The 22,005-nt window shown below is 70.7% G+C and carries 19 protein-coding genes and 1 tRNA gene; 5 read left to right on the top strand and 15 right to left on the bottom strand.

Annotated elements, in window-relative coordinates; all coding sequences use genetic code 11:
• The 4 genes from ON759_RS08055 to ON759_RS08040 form a co-directional block, all read right to left on the bottom strand.
• Entirely contained in the window at positions 1-1,257 is a 1,257-nt protein-coding gene (locus tag ON759_RS08055; protein ID WP_271679859.1) for a sialidase family protein, read from the bottom strand.
• Between the two features lie 26 nt (positions 1,258-1,283).
• A complete protein-coding gene (gene mnmG, locus ON759_RS08050; protein ID WP_271679858.1) occupies positions 1,284-3,173 on the bottom strand; it encodes a tRNA uridine-5-carboxymethylaminomethyl(34) synthesis enzyme MnmG in 1,890 nt (629 codons plus the stop codon).
• Positions 3,170-3,361: a hypothetical protein gene (locus ON759_RS08045; RefSeq protein ID WP_271679857.1), complete on the bottom strand. Its 192-nt coding sequence runs from the start codon at positions 3,359-3,361 to the stop codon at positions 3,170-3,172. Before ON759_RS08045 ends, mnmG begins: the two co-directional genes overlap by 4 nt.
• Before the next feature lie 569 nt (positions 3,362-3,930).
• Positions 3,931-4,485, bottom strand: a complete 555-nt coding sequence (locus ON759_RS08040) for a hypothetical protein (protein ID WP_271679856.1) — start codon at positions 4,483-4,485, stop codon at positions 3,931-3,933.
• Positions 4,486-4,613: 128 nt separating this feature from the next.
• Between ON759_RS08040 and ON759_RS08035 the strand changes: the two genes are divergently transcribed.
• Genes ON759_RS08035 through ON759_RS08025 form a run of 3 tightly spaced genes read left to right on the top strand, consistent with a single transcriptional unit; the run spans position 4,614 to position 7,523 of the window.
• Positions 4,614-5,603: a pyridoxal-phosphate dependent enzyme gene (locus ON759_RS08035; protein WP_271679855.1), complete on the top strand. Its 990-nt coding sequence runs from the start codon at positions 4,614-4,616 to the stop codon at positions 5,601-5,603.
• Positions 5,600-6,025 (top strand): ketosteroid isomerase-related protein, encoded by a 426-nt coding sequence (locus ON759_RS08030; RefSeq protein ID WP_271679854.1) that lies wholly within the window; start codon positions 5,600-5,602, stop codon positions 6,023-6,025. Before ON759_RS08035 ends, ON759_RS08030 begins: the two co-directional genes overlap by 4 nt.
• Positions 6,026-6,038: 13 nt before the next feature.
• Positions 6,039-7,523 (top strand): ArnT family glycosyltransferase, encoded by a 1,485-nt coding sequence (locus tag ON759_RS08025; protein WP_271679853.1) that lies wholly within the window; start codon positions 6,039-6,041, stop codon positions 7,521-7,523.
• On the opposite strand, the gene ON759_RS08020 is transcribed toward ON759_RS08025, so the two are convergent.
• The 5 genes from ON759_RS08020 to bioB are packed head-to-tail and all read right to left on the bottom strand — an operon-like array spanning position 7,520 to position 12,444.
• Positions 7,520-8,512 (bottom strand): multidrug resistance efflux transporter family protein, encoded by a 993-nt coding sequence (locus ON759_RS08020; RefSeq protein ID WP_271679852.1) that lies wholly within the window; start codon positions 8,510-8,512, stop codon positions 7,520-7,522. The two genes, ON759_RS08025 and ON759_RS08020, sit on opposite strands and share 4 nt — an antisense overlap.
• Positions 8,509-9,429: a malonyl-ACP O-methyltransferase BioC gene (gene bioC / locus ON759_RS08015; RefSeq protein WP_271679851.1), complete on the bottom strand. Its 921-nt coding sequence runs from the start codon at positions 9,427-9,429 to the stop codon at positions 8,509-8,511. The genes ON759_RS08020 and bioC overlap by 4 nt, the downstream gene beginning before the upstream one ends.
• Positions 9,426-10,235, bottom strand: a complete 810-nt coding sequence (gene bioH, locus ON759_RS08010; RefSeq protein ID WP_271679985.1) for a pimeloyl-ACP methyl ester esterase BioH — start codon at positions 10,233-10,235, stop codon at positions 9,426-9,428. The genes bioC and bioH overlap by 4 nt, the downstream gene beginning before the upstream one ends.
• A gap of 2 nt (positions 10,236-10,237) precedes the next feature.
• Complete coding sequence (gene bioF / locus ON759_RS08005; protein WP_271679850.1) at positions 10,238-11,419, bottom strand: 8-amino-7-oxononanoate synthase; 1,182 nt, start codon at positions 11,417-11,419, stop codon at positions 10,238-10,240.
• Between the two features lie 2 nt (positions 11,420-11,421).
• Complete coding sequence (gene bioB, locus ON759_RS08000) at positions 11,422-12,444, bottom strand: biotin synthase BioB (RefSeq protein WP_271679984.1); 1,023 nt, start codon at positions 12,442-12,444, stop codon at positions 11,422-11,424.
• Between the two features lie 76 nt (positions 12,445-12,520).
• Between bioB and ON759_RS07995 the strand changes: the two genes are divergently transcribed.
• Complete coding sequence (locus tag ON759_RS07995; RefSeq protein ID WP_271679849.1) at positions 12,521-13,246, top strand: ComF family protein; 726 nt, start codon at positions 12,521-12,523, stop codon at positions 13,244-13,246.
• Between the two features lie 69 nt (positions 13,247-13,315).
• On the opposite strand, the gene ubiA is transcribed toward ON759_RS07995, so the two are convergent.
• On the bottom strand, positions 13,316-14,236 hold the full coding sequence (gene ubiA / locus ON759_RS07990) for a 4-hydroxybenzoate octaprenyltransferase (RefSeq protein WP_271679848.1): 921 nt from the start codon (positions 14,234-14,236) through the stop codon (positions 13,316-13,318).
• A gap of 78 nt (positions 14,237-14,314) precedes the next feature.
• Between ubiA and ON759_RS07985 the strand changes: the two genes are divergently transcribed.
• Positions 14,315-14,391 (top strand) — tRNA-Arg (locus ON759_RS07985).
• A 315-nt stretch (positions 14,392-14,706) separates the two neighbouring features.
• Here the strand turns inward: ON759_RS07985 and ON759_RS07980 are convergent.
• The 5 genes from ON759_RS07980 to ON759_RS07960 form a co-directional block, all read right to left on the bottom strand.
• Positions 14,707-16,326 (bottom strand): M4 family metallopeptidase, encoded by a 1,620-nt coding sequence (locus ON759_RS07980; RefSeq protein WP_271679983.1) that lies wholly within the window; start codon positions 16,324-16,326, stop codon positions 14,707-14,709.
• 77 nt (positions 16,327-16,403) lie between these two features.
• Complete coding sequence (locus tag ON759_RS07975; RefSeq protein ID WP_271679847.1) at positions 16,404-17,030, bottom strand: hypothetical protein; 627 nt, start codon at positions 17,028-17,030, stop codon at positions 16,404-16,406.
• Positions 17,027-17,449: an EF-hand domain-containing protein gene (locus tag ON759_RS07970; RefSeq protein ID WP_271679846.1), complete on the bottom strand. Its 423-nt coding sequence runs from the start codon at positions 17,447-17,449 to the stop codon at positions 17,027-17,029. The genes ON759_RS07975 and ON759_RS07970 overlap by 4 nt, the downstream gene beginning before the upstream one ends.
• Positions 17,446-18,648 (bottom strand): TIGR03032 family protein, encoded by a 1,203-nt coding sequence (locus ON759_RS07965; RefSeq protein WP_271679845.1) that lies wholly within the window; start codon positions 18,646-18,648, stop codon positions 17,446-17,448. Before ON759_RS07965 ends, ON759_RS07970 begins: the two co-directional genes overlap by 4 nt.
• Before the next feature lie 62 nt (positions 18,649-18,710).
• The coding region (locus ON759_RS07960) for an autotransporter outer membrane beta-barrel domain-containing protein (RefSeq protein ID WP_271679844.1) at positions 18,711-22,005 on the bottom strand (3,295 nt) is incomplete at its 5' end.

Below are 22,005 nucleotides of genomic sequence, written 5' to 3'. Positions count from 1 at the left end.
TCACCGCACCAGCTGCGCGCCCTGCAGGTGCGCCACGCCGTCGGCGACATCGGTCCACACCAGCCACGCGCTGCCGCCGTCGGCGACCAGCCGCGGGCTGCCGGTGGCATGGCCGCGGCCCGCCGGCCGCGCGACCTCGATCCGCTGCAGCGGCTTCGACAGGTCGGGCGCGTAGCGGGCCAGCATCAGGGTTTGCCCGGTGGCGTCCTCGCGCAGCCAAGCCACCCATGCCTGGTCGCCGTCGAGGGCGACGTCGACCTGGCCGGTGACCGCGACGCCCTGGTCGACCACCACCGGCGCGGCGTAGCGATCGCCGGCATCGGTGCTGCGCGCCAAGCGTACGGAGGGTGTGCCACCCGCCTCGCTGTACCACGCGACCACCGCGGCGTTGCCGCGCGCCGCGACCGCGGGGCCGTTGACCGGGCAGGCGCTGACCTGCCAGCCATCGACATGCACGGTCGTAGGGGAAGTCCAGCGGCCGCCCTCGAAGCGCGCGCTGGCGATGTCGCGGACCTCGTCTTCGCCGCGGTCGCGGTAGACCAGCAGCGGACCGCGATCGGTCATGGCGACGTCGGTCTGGCAGCAGTCGCAGGTGGCCGCGTCGACCACCGCATCGCTGCCGCGGCCGAGGTCCATGTCGAACGCATTCGTACGCAACTGCATCGCGCCAGCATGCACCCCGGCGTGGTCGTGGCCGGCCATGCCCTGCGCGCGGCCATCCAGCCAGGCCACGCCGAGGCGGTCGCCGCCGATCGGCCACAGCGCGGCGAAGCCGTGCTCGCCCGGGCCGGCGTCATCGTTGATGCGGGTCATCTGCTCCCAGCGCATGCCGCCATCGCGCGAACGCGCCAGCACCGCGTGGTAGCCCGACGGATTGCCGGGATCGGCCTGCAGCCACTGCACCCACAGCGCCCCGTCCGGGGTGGCCCGCAGGTGCGGGACATCGGCCCAGTTGGCGACCAGCGACTGGCCCACCGCGATCGTGCGCGGCTGGCTCTGCCAACCGCCGTCGCGGCTCCACGAGGCGAACTGCAGCGCGTTGCGTCGGCCCGGCTGGCGGCTCATCCAGCTCAGCAGCAGGCGACCGCCCGGGGCCAGGCTCAGGTCCGGCGAGGCCGCGCCCGCGGCCGCCGGCAACGGCCACACCTGCACGCGGTAATCGCCATTGGCGGCGACCACCGTTGGTTCCGGCTGGCGCGCGCAGGCGGCCAGCAAGGGCAAGGCGAGGGCGAGGGCGACGCGGGGGCGCATGTGCATCCGCGCAGGATACCGCTGCCGCCGGTTCAGGCCGCGCGTTCGCGGCGCTGGCGCTCCAGGTGCACCAGCAGCAGCGAGATCGCTGCCGGCGTCATCCCGGGGATGCGCTGCGCCTGGCCCACCGTCTGCGGCCGCACGTGCTGCAGCTTCTGCAGGGCCTCGGCCGACAGGCCATGCACCTGCGCGTAATCGAAGGCATCGGGGATCGCGGTGGTTTCGTTGCGTCGCTGGCGCGCGATCTCCTCGCGCTGGCGGTCGAGGTAGCCGGCGTATTTCGTCTCGATTTCGACCTGCTCGGCGACCTTGGCATCGTCCACCGCCGGTCCGAGCCCGGGCACGCGCATCAGCGCGGCGTAGTCGAGCTCCGGCCGGCGCAGCAGGTCCAGCGCGTTGTTCTCGCGGCTGACCTCCACGCCGAGGTGTGCGCCGAGCGCGGCGCCCAGCGCATTGTTCGGCGCGGCCCAGATCGCCGCCAGCCGCGCGGTCTCGGCCGCGACCGCCTCGCGCTTGCGGCTGAAGCGTTCCCAGCGCGCATCGTCGACCAGCCCAAGCGCGCGCCCGACCGGCGTGAGCCGCGCGTCGGCATTGTCCTCGCGCAGCTGCAGGCGGTATTCGGCGCGGCTGGTGAACATGCGGTACGGCTCGCTGGTGCCCTGGGTGACCAGATCGTCGACCAGCACGCCGAGGTAGGCCTCGTCGCGGCGCAGGGTCCACGCGTCCTCACCGCGCACGTGGCGCGCCGCGTTCGCGCCGGCCAGCAGGCCCTGCGCGGCCGCCTCCTCGTAGCCGGTGGTGCCGTTGATTTGCCCGGCGAAGAACAGCCCCGCCACCGCCTTGGTTTCCAGCGAGGCTTTCAGCCCGCGGGGATCGAAGAAGTCGTATTCGATCGCGTAGCCGGGGCGGGTGATGTGCGCCTGCTCGAAGCCGACGATGCTGCGCACCAGTTCCAGCTGCACGTCGAACGGCAGCGAGGTGCTGATGCCGTTCGGGTAGATCTCGGTGACGGTGAGGCCTTCGGGCTCGACGAAGACCTGGTGGCTGGCCTTCTCGGCAAAGCGCACCACCTTGTCCTCGATCGACGGGCAATAGCGCGGGCCGATGCCCTCGATCTGGCCCGAATACAGCGGGCTGCGATGCAAGGCATCGCGGATCAGCTGGTGGGTGCGCTCGGTGGTCTGGGTGATCCAGCAACTGACCTGCGCGGGCTGGTCCGCGTGGTCGCCCATGAACGACATCACCGGGCGCGGGTCGTCGCCGGGCTGCTCCACCATCTTCGAATAATCGAGCGTGCGCCCGTCGATGCGCGGCGGCGTGCCGGTCTTCAGCCGGTCCACCACGAAGCGGCCCTCGCGCAGCTTGTGGGCCAGCGCGGTGGAAGGCGGGTCGCCCATGCGGCCGGCGGCGTACTGGGTCTCGCCGATGTGGATCTTGCCGGCGAGGAACGTGCCGGCGGTCAGCACCACCGCCGGCGCATGGAAGCGCAGGCCGGTGTTGGTGATCGCGCCGCGCACGGCGTCCTGCTCGATCACGAGGTCGTCGACCGCGGCCTGGAACACGGTGAGGTTGGGTTGCGTTTCCACCGCGCGACGGACGTAGCTCCGGTACAACGCGCGATCCGCCTGGCATCGCGTGGCCCGCACCGCCGGGCCCTTGCTGGCGTTGAGCACGCGCCACTGGATGCCGGCGGCATCCGCGGCGCGCCCCATGATCCCGCCCAGCGCGTCGATCTCCTTCACCAGGTGGCCCTTGCCGATGCCGCCGATCGCCGGGTTGCAGCTCATCGCGCCCACAGTTTCGATGCCGTGGGTGAGCAGCAACGTGCGCGCGCCGGCGCGGGCGGCGGCCAGCGCGGCCTCGGTGCCGGCATGCCCGCCGCCGATGACGATGACGTCGAAGGTGTAGAAAGAGTCGCTCATGGATCGCTCCTGACGGCAACGTCAGTGACCAGGCTCGCGCGCCGTGCGCTCGCCGGGTCACCCCGCCGTCGGCTCCTGCCTCGGGCGCTCGGCGCGGCGCGAAGCGATGCGTCGCGATCGCCGCGCGCTCGCCCGGCATGCCCGCCGCCGATGACGATGACATCGAAGTTGTAGAAGGAATCGCTCATGCGTGGCTCATGCGTGGCGCGTGCCGGCACCGTCGGCGACACCCGGCCCGGCCGCAGCCGAACGGAACGGCCATGCCCCGGGCACGACCGCGACGCGGTTTCAGGGGCGGCACATTCTAGTGCGGGTTCGCGCAGGACCTTTGCCTGACCGGGGTGCGCAGGACACCGGGCGATGCGGACGCGACGCATGCGATGGCCACGTGCAGCAGACGCGATAGTGGTGGTTTTCCACAAGCCCCGCTTACTTGGCACGCTTCCTGCTTTTACCTATCCAGCACTCGCCGTGGCACGCTTAACGGGCGATGGCCGGACTGAACAGGGGCCGGTCTTGCGCAAGGCGAGGACGCTGGAGGGCCGAATGTCGGGGGACGTTCGGCCCTCATTTTTTTGGGGCCATCCATCCCGCTCGGGAAAAAGGTGCCGGCGACTGCAGGGTGACGGAACAGGGGGGATCCGGAGGTCCCCACAAGTCGCCGGCATGGGCTGAGCTTACCCCTTCCGGGTCGCTGAGTGACGTTTCTGGTCAGGCAGGGGCACACGAATGGCCACGATCGTGACGAAGCGCACGCTTAGTCGGCCGGATTCCCGCCGCTGCGGCGCGCGCCGCGGACGGCGCGCCCGATCGGCGACCCGCCGTCGCCTGCGTCGCGCATCGACGGCATCTGCGGCCGACGTTCGAAGGCGCGTTGTTCGCGCACGGGTGCCGGGGCGCGATCGCGCGCGCGCGGCGCATCGTCGGCGCGGCGCACGCCCTCGCGCGGTGCCATCCGGCCGAAGTCGCGCCACGGCGGCGGGCGATCGTCGCCATCGGCGTCGGCATCGCCATTCCCGTGGCCGTGGCCTGGGCGCGGCGGACGTGGATGCCACGGTCCCCAGTAGGGAGAACCGTAGTAGCCGTAGGGGTATCCATACCCGAACAGCCCATAGGGCCCGTACGCGCCGTAGCCGATCCCGTAACCGAAGTAACCCCCGAAGCCGGGGTACCCGTACGGCCCGACCGTGCGGTACTCGACCTGCGGGCGACCGTAGTAGTAGTCGCCGCTGCCGCCGCGATAGGTGTAGCCGGTCGCGCAACCGGCCAGCAGGGCGGTGGCGAGGGCCGGGAGCAGGAACTTGCGAAGCATGGCGTGGGATCCCCGTGTGCGTGGCGCCAGCGTCGTGCCGGCGGATTGAATCCGTGCTTAATCCTGACAGGCCGGGCGACGCCGCGCCTGAACGATTCAGCCGGCGTCGGCTGCGCTAGCATGCGGCGATGCCCGCACCCGACGTCCTGCCCGGCTTCGCTGATGTCCTCGATGCCGCCGCGCGCATCGCCCCGCATGCCCACGTGACGCCGGTGCTGCGGAGCCGATCGCTCGACGAGGCGGCCGGCGCCCACCTGCACTTCAAGGCCGAGCACCTGCAGCGGGTCGGTGCGTTCAAGTTCCGCGGCGCCTGCAATGCAGTGTGGTCGCTGGCGGACGAGGTCGCGGCGCGCGGCGTCGCCACGCATTCGTCCGGCAACCACGGCGCGGCGCTGGCGCTGGCCGCGCGCGTGCGCGGCATCCCCTGCCACGTGGTGGTGCCGGAGGGCGCGGTGCAGGCCAAGCTCGCGGCGATCGAACGCGCGGGCGCGATCCTGCATCGCTGCGCACCGACCATCGACGCGCGCGAGGCCGCCTGCGCACGTGTGCAGTCCGACACCGGCGCGACCGTCGTGCATCCCTACACCGATGCGCGGGTCATCGCCGGGCAGGGCACCGCCGCGCTCGAACTGCTGACCGCGCATCCGGACCTCGATGCGCTGGTGGTACCGCTCGGCGGTGGCGGATTGGCCGCCGGCACCGCGCTGGCGATGCAGGCGCTCGCACCCGGCTGCCGCCTGTACCTGGCCGAGCCCGCGGGCGCCGACGACGGCGCGCGTTCGTTCGCGCGCGGCATGCTCGACCACGCGTTCACCCCCGACACCGTATGCGATGGCCTGCGCGGCACCCTGGGCGCACCGAACTTCGCCCTGCTGCAGGCGGCGGGTGCGGAGGTGCTGACCGTGGACGACGACGCCACCCTTGCCGCGTTGCGCCTGGTCGCCAGCCACATGAAGCAACTGGTCGAACCCTCCTCGGCCATCGTGCTGGCCGCGGTGCTCGCGTATCGTGCGCGCTTCGCCGGGCGCAAGGTCGGGCTGGTGCTGTCCGGCGGCAACCTCGACCTCGACGCCCTGCCCGCCCTGCTGCCAGCCGCCACCCAAGGACCGACCACGTGAAGATCGACGGCACCCGCGCCCACGACCGCGCCACCGAACTGGTGCTGGCCTATTACGCGGCGTTCAACCGCGGCGACTGGGCGGGCATGCAGGCACTGCTGGCCGAGGATGTGGTCCACGACCTCAACCAGGGGCCGCGCGAGACCGGCAAGGCCGCCTTCGCCGCGTTCCAGGACCGCATGGCGCGCTGCTACCGCGAGCAGCTGCGCGACGTGGTGGTCATGGCCTCGCCGGACGGCACGCGCGCCGCCGCCGAATACGTGGTGCACGGCGACTACCTGCAGGCGGACGACGGCCTGCCGCCCGCGCAGGGCCAGCACTACGTGCTGCCCGGCGGTGCGTTCTTCGCCCTCCGCGACGGCGTCATCGCGCGCGTGACCAATTACTACAACCTCGAGGATTGGCTGGCGCAGGTGCGCTGACCGGTCGTCCCGCATGCCCCGCCTGCTGCGTTCGCCCGCCGCCTGGATCGCCCTGCTCGCCTGCGTGCTGGCGCTGGCCGGCCTGGGCCTGCGCGGCATCTGGGACCCCGACGAAGGGCGCTACACCAACGTCGCGCTGAACATGCTGGACAGCGGCGACTGGCTGAACCCGCACCGCAACCACGAAGTCGGGCACTGGACCAAGCCGCCGCTGACCTACTGGGTGATCGCCTCCAGCGTCGGCGTGCTGGGCCACACCCCGTTCGCCGCCCGCCTGCCCTCCGCCCTCGCCTACCTGCTGGTCGTCGGCCTGGCCTGGCGCACCGCGCGCCGCGTCGCGCCCGGCGGCGAACGCATCGCCGCGCTGGCCTACGCGACGATGCTGCTGCCGTTCGCGGCCTCGCAGCTGATCACCACCGATCCGTTCCTCGCCGCATGCCAGGCGCTGGCGATGCACGGCTTCGTCGAGGCGCGCTTCGGCGATCGCGCGCAGGCCAGGCGTTGGCTGGCGCTGATGTGGGGCGCGTTCGGCCTGGCGTTCCTGACCAAGGGCCCGCCCGCCCTGCTGCCGCTGTTGGCGATCCTCGGCTTCGACCTGCTGCGCGCCGACCGCGAGCGCCACCGGCTGTTCGACATCGTCGGCCTGGGCGTCTTCGTGCTGTTGGCGCTGCCGTGGTACCTCGCGGTGGTCCACGGCAACCCCGGCCTGTTGCACTACTTCATCGGCGACGAGGTCTACAACCGCATCGCCACCGACGAATTCGGCCGCCACGGCGAGTGGTACGGCTGGCTGCAGGTGTATGCGCCCACGCTGCTGCTTGGCACCATGCCGTGGACCCCAGCGCTGTGGCGCTGGGCACGCGGCCTGCCCGCGGACCTGCGCCGCTGGCGCAAACCCGAGACCCGCGCTGGCGATGCGGCCGGCCTGCTGCTGGCGCTGTGGGTCCTGCTGCCCTTGCTGGTGTTCTGCCTCGCACGTTCACGGCTGCCGCTGTACCTGTTGCCGCTGTTCCTGCCGCTGTCCCTGCTGGTCGCGCGGCAGTGGCTCGCGGAAGGCCGCCGGCTGCCGCATTGGGGCTGGATCGCCGGATGGGCGGCGCTGTTGCTCGGCCTCAAGTTCGTCGCCGCGACCATGGACACGTCCAAGGATGCCGCGGCCTGGGCGCGCGCGATCCGCGACCGCGTCCCGGGCGAGATCTACGAGGTCAACGCGATCGACGACCTGCCGCGTTACGGACTGCACCTGGAACTCGGGGTGGAGGTCGAACGCCTGTCGCTGGCGCCGATGCGCGATGCGCCGCGCTTCAACCCGGCCTACGACGAAGACCTCGCGCGCGAACTCGCCGAGCGCGAACCGAACGTGGTCTGGCACACGCCGCTCAAGCACCTGCCGGCGGTGCGCGCGCGGGTCGAGGCGCTCGGCTACCGGATCGAGCCGCTGGGCGCGCCCTATCGCGACCGGGCGATCTTCCGCATCGTGCCGCCCGCGCCGCGCTAGCCGCCGCGATCGCCGCGCAGGGCCTCGGCCTCGCGCGTGCCGCGGCGCGCATCGTGCGCAACCACCCAGGCGAACAGGCCGATCCCGGCGACCACCAGCATCGCCCCGGCAAGCGCGATGCCGTGCGGCCAGGCCTCGCCCAGGAACAGCGCGCCCAGCGCGACCGAGAACAACACCTCGGCGGCCTGCATCGCCTCCGCCGCGCCGAGCGCGGTCGGGTTGTCGCGGACCATGCCGGTGGCCTGGAAGAACAGGATGGTCGCCACCACTCCCGCGCTGAGCGCGACCCCGAACGCGAACCCGACCTGTCCCATCGGCGGCGCCCCGGCCTGCGTCCACGCCCACGCCGCCAGCGCCAGCCACGCCGGCTGGCTGGCCAGGGTCATGCCGAACACGCGCTGGGTCGCGTTGAGGTCGGTGCCGCGGCGCTCCAGGTGCAGGAGCAGGCCGCGATTACCGAGCGGATAGGCGAACGCGCTCGCCACCACGCAGGCCAGCGCGAACCACGCGTGGGCATCGAGCGCGCCGCGGGCGTGCCCGACCTGCATCAGCAACACGCCGGCCAACACCACCACCCCGACCGCGAAGGCCGCGCGCGGGATGCGCGCCCGCGCATCGCGGTACAGCAACGGCGCGCACAGCATCCCCGCCACCACCGTGGTCTGGAAGCTGCCGGCCACCAGCCAGGCCGGCCCACTCGCCGCGGCCACGCTGAGCAGGATGTAGAACGCGACGAAGCCGACCCCGCTCCACGCCAGCCACGCACCGGGCGCCGCGCGCATCGCCCGCAGCACCGGCGCGGTGCCCCCCTGCCACGGCATCAACACCAGCAGCAGCGGCAGTGTGCACAGGTAGCGCAAGGCCGCGGTCCATGCCCAGTGCCCGCCATCGACCGCGGCGGCGCGGTTGAACACGTAGGTCGCGGTGAAGAACAGGGTCGAGGCCAGCGACAGCCCCACCGCCAGCAGCGCGCGCCGGGCCAGGCTCATCCGCGGCGGCGGATCGGGATGCGCGACAGCGGCACCGCGGTGACGTCGACGCCGCCCTCGCGGATCGGCGTGCCGGCCTCGGGCGCCCAGGCCATCGCGCTGAGGATCTCCCAGCTCGCCGGCAACCCGTGCGCTTCGCGCTGCGCTTCGTAGGCTTCGGCCGCGACCCGGAACCGCGTGCGCCCGGTCAGCGTGTGCCGGCGCGAGGCCAGCGCATTGGTCGCGCCGATCGCGCGCAATTCGCGCATCAGCGCCGGCAGGTCCGGGTAATGGGTGCGCTCGTCCTCGCGGTCGAGCACCGGCTGGTGGAAGCCGGCGCGCACCAGTGCATCGCCGACGCCGGCGATGTCGGCGAACGGGCTCACGTGCGGGACGTCGTCGGCCTGCGCGAAGGCCTCGCGCAGTTCCCACAGGGTGGCGGGGCCGAAGGTCGAGAACAGCAAGAGGCCATGCGGCTTGAGCACGCGGCGGAAGCCGGCGAGCACGGCATCGAGGTCCTCCACCCACTGCAGGCAGAGGTTGGAGAACAGCACGTCCACCGAGGCGTCCGCCAGCGGCAGCGCGCGCGCATCCGCGCACACCGGCAGCGGGCGGCGCGCGAACGGGTTGGCCAGCCAGCCGCCCGGACGCGCGGCGGCGCGGCCCTCGCGCAACATCGGCAAGGCGAGGTCGAGCGAGACGACCTCCGCCTTCGGCCAGCGCGCCTGCATCGCGCGACTGGCGCGGCCGGTCCCGCAGCCGAGGTCGAGCACGCGCCGGGGCGGCGCGCGCGCCAGCGCCGGATCGTCGAGGTAGTCCAGCGATTCCAGCAGGCGCGCTTCCACCACGTGCTGCAGCTGGGCCGCGGCTTCGTAGCTGGCGGCGGAGCGGGAGAAGGCGCGCCGCACCTGGCGCGCGTCGAACACGCGCCCGCTCATGGCTGCATCGCTCCCTCTCCCGCTTGCGGGAGAGGGTTGGGGTGAGGGTACTCCGCAAGGAAATCCTGCAGCGCGCCGGCCACCGCGTCGGCATGGGTGAGGAACGGCGCATGCCCGGCGTGCGCAACCTCGACGAAGCGCGCCGCGGGCGCGAGCCGCGCCGCTGCCTCCATGGCACGCGGATCGACCAGGCGGTCGCGCCGCCCGCCGATCCACAGGCTGGGCATGCGCAAGCCCGGCAACACGGCGCGCAGGTCGCCGGTTTCCAGCACATGCAGGCCTTCGGCCAGCACCCGCGGCGAGGGTTCGCCATGCGCCAGCACGGCGTCGCGCAGCATCCGCAGTTCCTCGCGCATGTGGTCGGACCCGAATGCCTCCAGCGCGATGAAGCGGTCGATGGTCGCGCGCCAGTCCAGGCGCAGGCCGTCGGCGAAGCCATGGAAGACCGTGGCCGGCATGCCCTGCGGCCAGTCCTCGGCCACCACGAACTTCGGGGTGGCGCACAGCATCGCCAGCGCGGGGATGCGGGCCGGCGCGGTCGCCGCCGCCTGCAACGCCACCAGCCCGCCCAACGACCAGCCGCACCACGGCGCATCCGGCACGACCTCCAGCACCGCGCGCGCGCAGGCCTCGAGCGCGAGCGGGACGCCGCAGTCGCGGTTGTGGCCATGGCCCGGCAGGTCGACCACGTGCAGCGTGCGCCGCGCGCGCAGCGCCTCGACCAGCGGCGCGAAGATGCCGCCGTGCATCGCCCAGCCGTGCAGCAGCACCAGCGGCGGGCCGTGGCCGATGACGTCGACGTGCAGGCTCATGCGCTCGCCCCGCGCACGGCATCGAGCGCGACCAGCAGCCCGTCGATGTCGGCGTCGCCATGCAGGGCGTTGAGGGTGATGCGCAGGCGGGCGCTGCCCTCGGGCACGGTCGGCGGGCGGATCGCGGCGACCCAGTAACCACGCGCTTCCAGGGCGGCGGCCATCGCCAGCGCATCGGCATCGGCGCCGACGCGCAGCGGCTGGATCGGCGTGTCCGACGGCATCAGCGCGAGGCCGCGGGCACGCGCGCCGTCGCGGAAGCGGGCGATGTTGGCCTGTAGCCGCAGGCGCAGCGCGTCGCCTTCCGGCCCGCGCGCGATCTCGACCGCGGCGCGGGTGGCGGCGGCCTGCGCCGGCGGCATCGCGGTGGTGTAGATGCCCGGCCGCGCGACCTGCGCGAGGTGCTCGACCAGCACGGCTTCGCCGACCACCGCCGCGCCCACGCTGCCCAACGCCTTGCCGAAGGTGACCAGGCGCAGAGGCGCCTCGGCGGTGCCCAGCCCGGCGGCGGCGATGATGCCGCGACCCGCGTCGCCGAGCACGCCGACCGCATGCGCCTCGTCGACGTACAGGCAGGCGCCGTGCGCGCCTGCGACGTCGGCCAGCGTGCGCAACGGCGCGCGGTCGCCATCCATCGAGAACACGCCGTCGGTGGCCAGCAGCGCGGCGCCCTGCGGATGCGCGGCGAGCTGGCGCGCGGCGCCCCCGGCATCCGCGTGCGGGTAACGCTTGAGGGCGCAGCCGGCAAGGCGCGCACCGTCGATCAACGAGGCATGGTTGAGCCGGTCCTGCACGCAGGCGTCGCCCTCGCCGAGCAGGCCCTGCAGCACCGCGAGGTTGGCGAGGTAGCCGCTGCCGAACAGCAGCGCGCGCGGCGCCTGCAGCCAGTCGGCCAAGGCGTGTTCCAGCGCCTCGTGGGCGGCGGCATGCCCGCTCACCAGGTGCGAGGCCACGCCGCCCGCGCCGTCGCGCAAGGCGCCGTCGCGCAGGGCGGCGACCACCGCCGGGTGCCGCGACAGGCCCAGGTAATCGTTGCCGCAGCACTCCAGCAGCCACGCGCCATCGACCTCGGCACGCACGCCGTCGCGGCGCGCGACCGTGCGCCGGCGTCGCAGCCGGTGCGCGGCCTCGCGCTGCGCGCGCAGCGATTGCGCGCGCTGCTGCAACGACACCCGCATGCTCAGGCCGCTTCGGTGATGCCGGCGTGCACCGTGGTCGTGCAGGCGTCGATGCGGTCGTCCTTCGCCGATTCCACCTGCATCGGACGCAGGCCGAGGCGCGCGAACAGGGCGCGGTCGCGTTCGGTATCGGGATTGCCGGTGGTCAGCAGCTTCTCGCCGTAGAAGATCGAATTGGCACCGGCGGCGAAGCACAGCGCCTGCAGCTCGTCGCTCATCGATTCGCGGCCGGCGGACAGGCGCACCATCGAAGCCGGCATCAGGATCCGCGCCACCGCGACGGTACGCACGAACTCGAACGGATCCAGTTCGACCGTGCCATGCAGCGGGGTGCCTTCCACCTGCACCAGCCGGTTGATCGGCACCGAATCCGGGTGCGCCGGCAGGTTGGCCAGCGCCTGCAGCAGCCCCGCGCGCTGGCGGCGCGATTCGCCCATGCCGACGATGCCGCCGCAGCAGGTCTTCATGCCGGCGTCGCGGACATGCCCCAGCGTGTCCAGGCGGTCCTGCACCTCGCGGGTCTGGATGATGTCGCCGTAGAACTCGGGGTCGGTGTCGAGGTTGTGGTTGTAGTAGTCCAGGCCTGCGTCCTTCAGCGCATGCGCCTGCGGGCCGCTGAGCATGCCGAGGGTGGCGCAGGTCTCCAGGCCGAGCGCCTTCACCTCGCGGATCATCGCCGCGACCTTGGGGATGTCGCGATCCTTCGGCGACCGCCAGGCCGCGCCCATGCAGAAGCGCGAGGCGCCCGCGGCCTTGGCCTGGCGCGCGCGCGCAACCACGGCCTCGGTCTCCATCAGCTTGGTCGCCTCCACGCCGGTGTGGTAGCGCGCCGCCTGCGGGCAATAGCCGCAATCCTCCGGGCAGCCGCCGGTCTTGACCGACAGCAGGGTCGACACCTGCACCTCGGCGGGATCGAAATGCTGGCGGTGGGCGCTGCCGGCGCGATGCAGGAGTTCGGTGAACGGCAGGTCGAACAGGGCTTCGACCTCGCTGCGCGCCCAGTCGTGGCGGACCGGGAAGGCGATGGCGGGCGCAAGGCTGACGGCAGGCATGGGACTTCCCCGACGGACGGTGGCGATCGAAGCCGGCAGTCTGGGAGCCATGGCCGGCACCGTCAACCGATCGATCCCCGGAAAAGTTGACGGTTGCCCGGCCGCCCCGCTGCGCTGGCTGTTCCCCTTGCGTTGCCTGGCCTGCGGCGAAGCCGGCGCGCATCGCCGCGACCTGTGCGCCGCCTGCCACGCCGCCCTGCCCTGGCAAGGCCCGGCCTGCCCCCGCTGCGCCCTGCCCGTCCCGGGCGGCGGGCCCTGCGCCGCCTGCCTGGCCGCGCCGCCACCGCTCGATCGCGTGCATGCCGTGTTCGACTACGCCTTCCCCGCGGATCGGCTGCTGCCGCGGCTGAAGTTCCACGGCGATTTCGCCGCCGGCCGGGTGCTGGCGCAATGCATGGTCGATGCCCTGTCCGCCGCCGACCGGCCCGACGCGCTACTGCCGGTGCCGCTGCACGCCGCGCGCCTGCGCCGGCGCGGCTACGACCAGGCGCTGGAGCTGGCGCGGCCCTTGGCCCGTGCGCTGCAGGTGCCGCTGCTCGCCGGCGTGCTGCGGCGGACCCGCGCCACCGGCGCGCAGTCGCGGCTGGATGCCGAGGCACGCCAGCGCAACCTGCGCGGCGCCTTCCGGGTGGACGCGGGCGATGGACTCCCGGGCCATGTCGCGCTGGTCGACGATGTCATGACCACCGGCGCCACCCTGCATGCCGCAGCCCGCGCATTGCGCGCCGCGGGCGTCCGCCGGGTCGATGCCTGGGTCTGCGCGCGGGTGGCGTGACCGCCATCGCAGGCCGCGCCGGCGCAACGCTGTCCGTCCGGGTCGACGGCAGTTGGGACTAGACGCGCCTCAGCCGGAGGCGCCGCCCCGCAGCATCGTGTCCACGGCCAGGCCCACGAAGATCGCCATCCCCACCCAGTGGTTGTGCAGGAAGGCGCGGAAGCAGGCGCCGCGCTCGCGGTGGCGCGCGATCGCGAACTGCCAGGCGACCAGCACCGCGGCGACGCCCAGGCCGGCCCACCAGGCCTGCCCCAGCCCCGCATCGCGCCCGACCAGCGCCAGCGCGGCGAACATGCCGGCGTACAGCACGCCCTGCGCGACCAGGTCCATGTCGCCGAACAGGATCGCCGTGGACTTCGCGCCCATGCGCAGGTCGTCGTCGCGGTCCACCATCGCGTACCAGGTGTCGTAGGCGGTGGCCCAGAAGATGTTGGCCACGTACAGCACCCACGCCACCGGCGGCACGCTGCCGGTCAACGCGGCGAAGCCCATCGGGATGCCCCAGCCGAACGCCATCCCCAGGTAGACCTGCGGCAGGTAGGTGTAGCGCTTGAGGTAGGGATAGCTGGCGGCCAGCAACACGCCGACCACGCTCATGTAGATGGTCAGCCGGTTCAGGGTCACCACCAGGGCGAAGGCGAACAGCATCAACAGCGTGAACACCGCCAGCGCTTCCCGGCCGGACACCGCGCCAGTGGCAAGCGGTCGATGCTTGGTCCGTTCGACATTCGGATCCAGCCAGCGATCCGCGTAATCGTTGATCACGCAGCCGGCCGAACGGGTCAGCCAGACGCCGAGCGAGAACACCAGCAAGGTCCAGAGTGGCGGCACGCCATCCGCGGCCAGCCACAGGCCCCACCACGTCGGCCACAGCAGCAGCAGCCAGCCGATCGGGCGGTCGCCGCGGACCAGGGCCCAGTACTGCCGCAGCCGCTCGCGCCAACGCGGTTCGGGTGCGGGCAGCGGGGCGAAGTCGCGTTCGTACGGCATCCGCCTAGCCTAGCAGCGGCACGCCGCGCGGCAATCGTGCGAGAATGCGCGTCCGCGGCGGACGCCGCCGCGTGGTACGCGCCCGTAGCTCAGCCGGATAGAGTAGTGGCTTCCGAAGCCATTGGTCGGGGGTTCGAATCCCTCCGGGCGCGCCATCTCCGATGCCGCTTCGTCGTGATTGCCGGCCCTCGCGCACCGCGCTCGGGCGTTCACGGATGCGCGAACCGATGGTTCGCAAGCGCATCCCCTCACCCCTCCGGGTGCGCCATCTCCGATGCCGCTTCGTCGTGATTGCCGGCCCTCGCGCAAGGCGCTCGGGCGTTCACGGATGCGCGAACCGATGGTTCGCAAGCGCATCCCCTCACCCCTCCGGGCGCGCCATCTCCGAATGCCGCTTCGTCGTGATTGCCGGCCGCACAAACGAAACGGCCCGCTTGCGCGGGCCGTTCGCGTTTCATGCGCGATGATCGTCAGTTGACGCTGACCGCGCTCCATGCCGCCGCAACCGCGTTGTACTGGGTCGAGCCCATCCCGTACAGGTCGGTCGCAGCGCTGAGGGTCGCCGCACGGGCACCGGCGTAGTTCGTGCTCGCCGTCATGTACACCGTGATCGCGCGATACCAGATCTTCTCGGCGGCGGAACGGCCGATGCCGGTGATCGAGGTATTGCCGTTGCACACCAGCGAGGACGGCGTCAAGTTCGCCCAGGTGCCTGCGCCGAAACCGGTCGGGACCACGGCGCCTTCCGCAAGCAGGTAGAAGAACCGGTTGGCCACGCCCGAGCTGAAGTGCACGTCGTCGCTGCCGATGTTAGGCACATAGCAGTCGTACGAGACACCGTCGAGGCTGGGCTTGAACATCCAGCGGATGGCATTGCGCATGTTCGCGTTGTTCGGGAACAACTCTTCGCCGATCACGTAATCCGCCGGGTCCGCCGCCGAATTGGCGTAGTACTCCACCATGGTGCCGAAGATGTCGGAGTTGGCCTCGTTCAGGCCGCCGGACTCGCCGCTGTAGATCAGGTCGGCGGTGCGGCTCATCACGCCGTGGCTCATTTCGTGCGAGGCGACGTCCAGCGAGACCAGCGGATAGATGCTGGCGCCGTTGTCGCCATCGCCGAAGGTCATGCAGAAGCAGGCATCGCTCCAGAACGCATTCGCGTAATTGCGGCCGTAGTGGACACGACTCAAGGCGCCCACGCCATCATTGGCGATGCCGTTGCGGCCGTGCACGTTCTTGTAGTAATCCCAGGTGGTGGCGATCCCGTACTGGGCGTCGGCCGCGGCCGTCTGCGAGTTGCTGGTGAGGTTGTTGCCCCAGACGTTGTCGGAGTCGGTGAAGACGGTACCGAGGCCGGCGGTCTTCATCGCCATGTTGGTGGTGTAGCCGCCGCCCCGGGTCGGATCCCGCAGCTCATAGCTGGTCGCGCTGCACTTGGTGGTGGTGATGGCGACATTGCCGATCATCAGCGTCTTGCCGCTGCCGGTGGCCGCGGTACCCGCGCAGGTGGAACCGCCCGGGCCCGGCTTGGCGACATGGATCTCGTCCCACTGGTTCAACAACTTGCCGGAACGCGCGTCGACGAAGTAATGCATCTCGGTCGGGGTCTGGTCGGCCTTGACGCCGCTGAACACGACCTCATGGGCCAGCACCGGCGACGCACCGAGTGCGTAGACCACCAGGCGCGAATTCGGTGCACCCTGGAAGTGGCTGCCGAAGCGGGCACCCGCCTCCACGATCGCCTGGTCGGCGCTGACCGTCGGCTTCAAGGACGGACGTGCCGAGCTGCGCAGGGTCTGGCTGACCCCGGCGAGCTTGCCGTTGCGGGAATGCACCACCATGTCGCCACCGATCACCGGCAGGCCACCGAAGGTGCGATGGAAGCGCACGTGCTCGGTGCCGTCCGCATCGACGATGACGTCGCGGGCGGCGAAGGCATCGCCACCGGCACGGCGCATCGCGACCGGGCTGGTGCCGACGATGGACAGGGCGCGGTTGACGGCCGCGGCCTTGGTCGGTGCCGCGGCATCGGCGGAACCGGCAACGGCGAGGCCGGCGACGACCGCCAGGCTCAACAGGCTGTATTGCATCTTCATGGTGAACTCCCCGTGGTGATGGTGGCCGGTCTGGCCGCTGGACGCTGGTGGATCGGGTTGGAACGGATCGCTTAGCTTGCAGGCGTGGCGCGTGGTTGCATGCGCGCCCCGGCGGCAGCCCGCATGCGCCTGCCGAGCGCGGCGGGCAGGGGCGCGGGAGGCGGCAGGACCGCATCCTTGAAATAGGAAACCCGCATCTGCAGCCCGCGCGGCGAATAGCCGATGAAGGTCGAATCGCCCTCGGGGTGGTACGCCTGCTTGAAGCGGGACGACAGGAAGCGGCTTTCGAACTCGAGCAGCACGCCGAGCGCCTCGGGGCGCTCGAGGGTGCGGTTGTAGGCCGCGAGTGCGTCGCGGGTGGCATTGTGCAGCGGGATCGCCTGGCCCATGCCGCGGGCGGACTTGGCCAAAAACATGCGCATGTAGTACATCGGCTGGCGCAGGCGGGGCAACACGCGGACCTGCACCGAGCAAGCGCCGCACAGCGCACCCTGCTCGTCGCGCACGACGCAGACCACTTCGTCCGCGCGGGCGGAGGCGCGTTGCGGATCGGATACCGCGCCATTGGCGGTCCAGAAGGCCACCAGTTCATCGCGCAGTGCAGGCGTTACCTGCTTCCACACCGGTTCGATGCTCGCCTCGCGCGCGGCCTTGCCGCCGAGCCGGCCCGCACGCGGCTTGGTGGCCGCCTCGCTCATTTCGCGGCCCCCGCGTTCTCGGGCGCGAGCGCCTGCACCAACCGCAGGTACTCGCCGAACTGCAGCTTGCCGTCCTTGTTCGCATCGAAGCGCGACATCGGCGCGTCCTTCCCGGCCTTCTTCACGAGCTCGAGGGTCGCGTACTCGGCGGGCTCGAGCGCCCCGCTCTTGTTGGCGTCCACCGTGGAGAAATGCTGGCGCAGGCGCGCTTCGGCCTGCAGGGCCTGCTGCGCGCGCTCCCAGCCAGCACGGAACTCCTCGCGCGAGAGCTGGCCATTGTGATCCTTGTCCCAGGCATCGAAGGTGACTTCGGCACCGGTCCGGACAGGCTTGGCGATCGGCGCCTTGGCCGCCTGCGCGACGACCATGCCGCTACAGGCCAGCATGCCCGCCATGGCGAATCCACGAAGCGTGTTCATGCGGTCGATGCCTCCTGCGGGATCTCGGACTCGAACGTGATCAGATCGCGGATCTCGGGCGTGCGCAAGCCGATCATCATCGGGTGCTTCACGTTCGGCAGGAAGCTGATGTCGAAGATCTCGCTGATGTCGCCCTCGAACCGGATCCAGTTCATCACGTCGCCGTTGGTCAGCGAGATGATCTGCACGCCGCACCACGGGTCCGCATCGCGCTTCTTCAACTCGTCGTCGAGCTGCAGGCCCTCGAAGCGCTGGTTGCGCGGCTTGGACAACCCGACCGCGGCGACGTTGCCGATCATGGACAGGCCACGGGCGAAACCGGGCACGAATGCATGCGGGACGAACGAGCGGGTCTCGAAGTCGACCCAGCCGAGGTAACCGGTGCCGGCATTGAGGAGCCAGAGCTTGCCGTTGTGCCAACGCGGCGAATGCGGCATCGACAGGCCTTCGCAAACGACTTCGTCGGTCTGCACGTCGATCACCACGCCACCATCGCGACGGCGGTCGCGCCAGCCGTCGACGCTGTCGCTGCGGCACACCGCGGTCACGTACTTGGGCTCGCCATCGACCATCGCCAGCCCATTGAGGTGGCACCGGTCCTCGGGGGCGAGCTTGCTGATGAACTTGGGCTTCCAGATCGCCTTGAAACTGTGGGTCTGGCTGAGCTCGGCGAGGCAGGAGTACTTCGTGTTGACGAACACGACCTTGCCGTTCTTGCGGATCCCGAGCTCGTGGATGTCCAGGTCGCCGATGGTCTGCGCATTGCGCGGGACGTAGCATTTGTCGAACTGGCCATGGATGACCTCGTTCGGGCGCAGCACGTTCTCGAAGCGCCACAGCTGGTACAGCCCGCCGAGGTAGATGCGCTGCGCGTTGCCGACGACGCCCATCGCCCGCTCGAAGATCCGTTCGAAGAAGGAGACGCGCCCCTGCTTGTCGCTGCCGACCAGGTAGATGCGGCCCGACTGGTACGAGGTGATCGCGAGCGACAGGCGGTGCTGGGCCAGCCAGCCGGCAAGGCCGCGCGAGCATCCCTTGTCGACGCGGAGCTTGGTCGGATCCTTCGGGCCTGCTGCGGCCTGCGCGGAGGGTGGCGCGGCGACTGCCTTGTCCTGCGCCGGGGCTTCCGCCCCGACGACGTCGAGCCCGGTCTCGAGGTCCTGGCCCTTCGGTGCTTCCTGCTTGTTGTCGTTCGACACGTGACTTCCAACTGCGTGACGGGAGCCGGGCCCGGCGATGCCGGACCCGGCCATGTCGTGGTTTACCAGGCGAAGCGGAACACGGCCTGGCCGCCGACGAAGCCGTCGAGCGCGCCGCCGTCGGTCCAGTTGGCCCCGAGGCTGAAGCCGAAGCCGCCCTTCTGCACGCCGATGCCGAGTTCCGCCATCGCGCTGGTGCCGTCCAGGCTGGTGCTGCCATGGAAGTTGTCTGCGACGGTGTAGGTGCTCTCGCCATCGAACTCGCGGATCGCGTTGATCGACCCGTACGGAGTCCAACGCAGCCCGCTGGCGGTGGTGAAGGTCTTGTTCAACTCGACGCCCAGGCGGCCGCGCGAGTACGTCCCGCCATGGGCCATGAAGTCCGCGCGATCGCCGTAGATGGTGCGCACGTCCTGCACTTCCGTACGGGTGTACTGAAGCTGCGGCACCAGGGTGAAGCTGCCGAGCTTCCACTCGTAGCCGCCTTCCAGGCTCACCGCGCGGGTGTGGGCACGGGTGACCAGGGTGCCGGCGGCCGAGATCGACTTGACGTCCGCCGCCATCCAGCGACCCGACAGGTCGACGTAGAAGCCTTCCGGCACGTACCAGGTCGCGTAGGCGCCCCAGGTCATGCCATCCATGCGGTTCTCGCCGTGGCCGGCGCCGGTGAGCCGCTGGCGGCTGTCCGCATTGCCCAGCACCAAGCCCGCGTGGAAGTTGCCGAACAGGTTGGCGTTGACGCCGATCTCGCGGCCCCAGGTCGACTGGTTGTAGGCGAAGTTGCCGCCCTGGCCGAAATTGGCCGCGACGTGGTCGGGCGAGACGTCGCCTTCATCCGTGTAGGCGCGGACGAAGGCGCTCATCACGCTGCCGGCATCGCCGTACGGGTTGGCGCCCAGGCGCTGGCGGAACGTGCCGACCTGGCTGTTGAGGAAGCCGGCGGCACCCGATGCCACCGAAGCCGCAAGGGCGCCGGTGTCGTTGAGGCCCACCACGTCGAGGTTCACGTAGAACACATCGGCTGCGGTGTTGGCCGCGTTGAGGCGGCTGCCGATGCTGAAGTCGATGTCCAGGAAGTTGCGCGCGGGGTTGTAGCCCAGGATCTGGCCCGGCACGAACGAGCCGGCGCTGGAGGTGCCGCTGACCCACGCGAAGTCGATCGAGGTATTGGCCACCAGCGGCATCCCGACGAACGCGATGTCCACGCGCTGCGCGGCATTCGCCGCCATGTTGCCCTCGACATACAGCTCATCGCTGCTCTCGTCCGCGAGGTCCACGTCGATGCCCAGCGAACCGGTCCCGCCCAAGGTGCCGAACACCGCCAGGCTGTCGTCGGCGTGGCCGTCCAGGAAGTTGATCGTGTTGACGTTGGTCAGCGTGTTGCCGGCGCCGACCCCCATGTCGATCAGGCCGTAGCCCTCGACCCTGATCGTGCCCCAGTTGCCGAAGGCGTTCGCCGTGCCGCCATCGAAGTAGATGGCGCCGTCACTCAGGCGGATCAGGCCGCCGGAATTGTTGGCGATGGTGTCATTGCCGTCACCGAAGCTAATGCTGCCGCCGGAGCCGATCCAGACCGTGCCGGCATTGGTCAGGCGGTCATCGCCGGCGTCCATGTGGATGACGCCGCCGTCGACCACGATCTGGCTGCCGCTGCCGTTGTTGATGGCGTCGTTGCCATCACCGAAGTGGGTCCACTCGTTGTCCACGTGCCACACGCCGCCCGACAGGCCGTTGAACACGTCATCGCCCGCGTTCAACGCCAGCGCGCCGTCGATCATGCCGCGGTTGTTGATGATGTCGACGCCCTGGCCGCCGAACACGGCCCAGTGGTACTCGTCGCGACCTTCCGAGGAGATGGTGCCGCTGTTGTTGAGGGTCGCGGTGCCGTAGAAGTTGCGGGTCCACACGCCGGCGCCGTACAGCGTCGAGTACGAGTAGATCGTGCCGGCGTTGTTGACCACGATGTCGCCGTAAGGGGCAAGCACATTCACACCGAACGCGAGCGGGCCATAGGCAGCCAAGGTGCCGCCAGCCGTATTGGTCACTGTGGCGTCGCCGGAGTAGGCCCGCACGTACACGCCATTCGCGTAGTTGGTGTAGGACGCGACATGGATGTCACCGCTGTTGGTGATGTTGACCTGTTGCTGGTACTCGGAGGTCTCGGCGCGGATGCCGATCGCATCCACGTAACCCACCACCAGCATGTCGCCACTATTGGTGATGTTGACGTCGCCACCGGTCACCGCCCAGCCGCCCAAGCCCAAGGACTGGCCATCGCCGTAGCCGAACGCACCCACGGTCACCGCAAGGATGTCGCCGCTGTTGTTGATGGTCACGTCGCCATTCGAGGCGCGGCCCAGGATGCCGGCGGCAAAGTACGGCGCGTACACCTCGATGTCGCCCGAATTGCTGATGCTGGCGTTGCCGTACGAGTACTTGGACACGCTGCCGCCGGCACCGGCGGCGATGCCGGTGGCATAGCCGTAGTAGGTGGACACGCTGATGGCACCGCTGTTGACCACGGAGGCGTCGCCGCCGCCGTAAACCAGGCCGGTCTCAGCCAAGATGCCAGTTGCGGCGTCGTATGGCGACATCATGGTGATCGAGCCACTGTTGGTGACCGTCGACTCGCCGTACTTGACCGAAGCGTAGATGCCGTAGGAACGACCACCGGACAGGACGTTGATGTCGCCGCTGTTGGTGATGTCGATCGTGCCGTAATCGCGGAATGCGTTGATGCCTGAGGCGGTGCCTTGGCCAGGCGCATACGTCAGCAGTGAAATGTCGCCGGAATTTGTAACGGTGATGTCACCGGTCGCGGCACCGACATAGGGGACGTACAGGCCACTGGCATTGATACCGATCGCCGAGCCGTAGAGCGAGGCCGCGTAGATGTCGCCGCTATTGTCGACGGAGACGTCGTAGAGTGCGCCAGCATTGATGCCGCGGGCGCCGAACACCAAGCCCACGGCCTCGATGTCACTGGCGTTGTCCACGTCCACGTCGCCCAGCAACGAGGTCGCATCGATGCCGGTCGCGCCACCCAAGGCGTAGGCGGTGATGCTGCCGCCGGTGTTGTGGACCGTGGTGCCGTAGTACGACGTCGCCGCGATGCCCGTCGCGTAGTAGTAGCCCTCGGCGGTGATGCTGCCGCTGTTGGCGACCTCGGCGTAGGCGCCGCGCGCCAGCACGCCGTACGCCGCATAGCCGCTGTAGTACGCACTGCCCACTGATGCGGTGATGTCGCCGCTGTTGGTCACGCTCGCGGTGCCGTAGTCGGCCCGCGCGAACACGCCCACCGCCACGTTGCCGCCGCTCACCACGTCGATCGTGCCGCTGTTGTCCACCGACACGTTG

It is taken from the genome of Thermomonas mangrovi (assembly GCF_028201335.1).
GTDB classification, from domain to species: domain Bacteria; phylum Pseudomonadota; class Gammaproteobacteria; order Xanthomonadales; family Xanthomonadaceae; genus Thermomonas; species Thermomonas mangrovi.
This window is presented reverse-complemented; position numbering and strand designations above follow the sequence as displayed.

Excerpts from the sequence above, each read along its gene's own strand:
- bioC (WP_271679851.1), bottom strand. The coding sequence starts at position 9,429 with ATGAGCGGGCGCGTGTTCGACGCGCGCCAGGTGCGGCGCGCCTTCTCC.
- ON759_RS08020 (WP_271679852.1), bottom strand. The coding sequence starts at position 8,512 with ATGAGCCTGGCCCGGCGCGCGCTGCTGGCGGTGGGGCTGTCGCTGGCC.
- ON759_RS07970 (WP_271679846.1), bottom strand. The coding sequence starts at position 17,449 with ATGAACACGCTTCGTGGATTCGCCATGGCGGGCATGCTGGCCTGTAGC.
- ON759_RS08055 (WP_271679859.1), bottom strand. The coding sequence starts at position 1,257 with ATGCACATGCGCCCCCGCGTCGCCCTCGCCCTCGCCTTGCCCTTGCTG.
- ON759_RS07975 (WP_271679847.1), bottom strand. The coding sequence starts at position 17,030 with ATGAGCGAGGCGGCCACCAAGCCGCGTGCGGGCCGGCTCGGCGGCAAG.
- ON759_RS08040 (WP_271679856.1), bottom strand. The coding sequence starts at position 4,485 with ATGCTTCGCAAGTTCCTGCTCCCGGCCCTCGCCACCGCCCTGCTGGCC.
- mnmG (WP_271679858.1), bottom strand. The coding sequence starts at position 3,173 with ATGAGCGACTCTTTCTACACCTTCGACGTCATCGTCATCGGCGGCGGG.
- bioF (WP_271679850.1), bottom strand. The coding sequence starts at position 11,419 with ATGCGGGTGTCGTTGCAGCAGCGCGCGCAATCGCTGCGCGCGCAGCGC.
- ON759_RS07980 (WP_271679983.1), bottom strand. The coding sequence starts at position 16,326 with ATGCAATACAGCCTGTTGAGCCTGGCGGTCGTCGCCGGCCTCGCCGTT.
- ON759_RS07995 (WP_271679849.1), top strand. The coding sequence starts at position 12,521 with ATGGCCGGCACCGTCAACCGATCGATCCCCGGAAAAGTTGACGGTTGC.
- ubiA (WP_271679848.1), bottom strand. The coding sequence starts at position 14,236 with ATGCCGTACGAACGCGACTTCGCCCCGCTGCCCGCACCCGAACCGCGT.
- ON759_RS08045 (WP_271679857.1), bottom strand. The coding sequence starts at position 3,361 with ATGAGCGATTCCTTCTACAACTTCGATGTCATCGTCATCGGCGGCGGG.
- ON759_RS08035 (WP_271679855.1), top strand. The coding sequence starts at position 4,614 with ATGCCCGCACCCGACGTCCTGCCCGGCTTCGCTGATGTCCTCGATGCC.
- ON759_RS08025 (WP_271679853.1), top strand. The coding sequence starts at position 6,039 with ATGCCCCGCCTGCTGCGTTCGCCCGCCGCCTGGATCGCCCTGCTCGCC.